General features: G+C 67.8%; 3 protein-coding genes. All 3 read right to left on the reverse strand.

The genetic code is table 11. The features are described 5' to 3' along the window. Positions 1 to 510: P-type ATPase actuator domain-containing protein (locus AC2VNT_RS06135; RefSeq protein ID WP_486946006.1), on the reverse strand; the 510-nt coding region annotated here is incomplete at its 3' end. After that, positions 507 to 1,649 carry an MBL fold metallo-hydrolase gene (locus AC2VNT_RS06140; RefSeq protein WP_486946007.1) on the reverse strand — a complete coding sequence of 381 codons (1,143 nt, stop codon included), beginning with the start codon at positions 1,647 to 1,649 and terminating at the stop codon, positions 507 to 509. The genes AC2VNT_RS06135 and AC2VNT_RS06140, both read right to left, overlap by 4 nt. A gap of 4 nt (positions 1,650 to 1,653) precedes the next feature. After that, a partial coding sequence (locus tag AC2VNT_RS06145) for a Clp protease/crotonase-like domain-containing protein (RefSeq protein ID WP_486946008.1) occupies positions 1,654 to 1,972 on the reverse strand: 319 nt, incomplete at its 5' end.

Consider the following 1,972-nt stretch of genomic DNA (forward strand, 5'->3'; position numbering starts at 1 on the left):
GAAGCTGCCCGACATCACCTGCTCACCAGTGTCTTTCGCGATCGGGTCGGCTTCACCGGTGAGTAGGGACTCGTCGACCTCCAGATCGGATTCCTCGACGACGTCGCCGTCGACCACAATCTGGTCACCGGGCCCGAGTTCGATGATGTCGTCGAGCACCACCTCTCCGGGTGGCATTGGCCGGATTCCGGATTGCCTTCGCACCAAAGGTTTCACCTGTCCGACGATGGCGAGTCGGTCCAGCGTCTGCTTGGCCCGGATCTCCTGGACCATGCCGATGACGCTGTTGGCGATAATCAGCAGGCCGAACATCCCGTTGATCAGCGAGCCGGTGGTCAGCACGATGATCAGCAGCACGCCCAAGATGGCGTTGATCCGGGTGAAAACGTTCGCCGCGATGATCTCGCGCACACTGCGCGCGACGCGGGCCGGGAGATCGTTGGTCTTGCCGTCGGCCACCCGCTGGGCAACTTCGGCGTCGCTGAGCCCGGCGGCCGGCGAGGTGGTCACCGCCGCCACCACGGGTCGAGTTCGGCGGTTACCCTCGGCAACACCCGTTCGCCGGGCCTGGGCACCGCAACCGACACATCGGCGCTGTCGGCTGCCGCCAGCAGCCGCTCGACGGGCTCAGCCCACGGGTGTGGTGCCAGCCGGAACGTGCACCAGTGGATCGGCACCAGCAGCCCGGATCCACGGGCGTGAGCGACGTCGACGTGGTTGACGTCCAGGTGGGCCCGGACCGCCTCTTCCGGATTCATGTGGACGTCCGGCCAGGCCGCGTGGTATGCGCCGATGGGCATCAGCGTTACGTCGAACGGGCCGTAGTCCGAGCCGATCTGGCGAAAACTCCTGGTGTAGCCGGTGTCCCCGGCGAAGTACACCCGATGGCCGGGGCCGATGATCGCCCACGATGCCCACAAGGTGAGGTTTCGGGTCAGAAAGCGCCCAGAGAAATGCCGGGCCGGGGTGCAGGCCAGAGTCAGTTCGCCGACGTCGGCGCGTTCGTTCCAGTCAAGTTCGATGACGCGCCGCTCGGGAACGCCCCAGGTGCGCAGATGCGCACCGACACCCAGGGGGACCAGGAACGGGGCCCGCTGCGTGCGGGCCAGTGCGACAACTGTGGCGATGTCGAGATGGTCGTAGTGGTCGTGGCTGATGACGATCGCATCAAGGGCGCCAAGCATGTCCAGTTCCACCGGCGGCGGATGCAGCCGCCCCGGCCCGACGCGGTCGGCCGGGGAACAGCGGTCACCCCACACCGGGTCGGTGAGCACCCGGTAGCCGTCGATCTCGATCAGTGCCGTGGAGTGGCCCAGCCAGCTGACCGCCAGAGGTCGGGTGCTGCCGGTGACGTCCGCTGCACCCAGCGGGATCACCGCGGCGGGTCGGCGTGCCGCGCGTCCGCGGACCAACTCCCACAGCACCAGCCGCAGTTCCTCGCTGCTGAGCTTGCGCGTCGACGCCGGGTCGATGTTGACGAAGACACCCTCCCGGGAATTGGGTGAGCGGTCGGTTACCGAGCGGATCACGGCCGGCCCGGCACCCAGCGCGGCGGGCGCACCGTGCAACGCACGCAGCACCCACCCACCGGCGGCCAGCGTGGCCGTACCCACCGCAAGCTGAGCCAGCCGCAGCCCTGACTGCAGCATGGCGTTAGGCGCCCTGGAACTTCGGCGGTCGTTTCTCGGCGCGGGCAACCTGCGCTTCGATGATGTCCTTGCTAGCCCATGCTCTGTCGAACAGCTCCTTGTGGATCGGCCGCTGATCCTCGTAGGCGCCGTCGTCGTTAAGCACGCGCTTGGCATGCTGCAGTGCCAGCGGTGCCAGGCCGGCGATCTCCTTCGCCCACACTTGCGCATCGACCAGGGTGCCAATCCGGTTGGCCATGCCGGTCTGCAGCGCCTCGTCGGCATTCAGCTTCTCCGCGGACAGCAGCATCGCCCGGGTGCGCCCGTATCCGGCCAGCGCCGAC

The organism is Mycobacterium sp. TH-M15 (assembly GCF_057473705.1).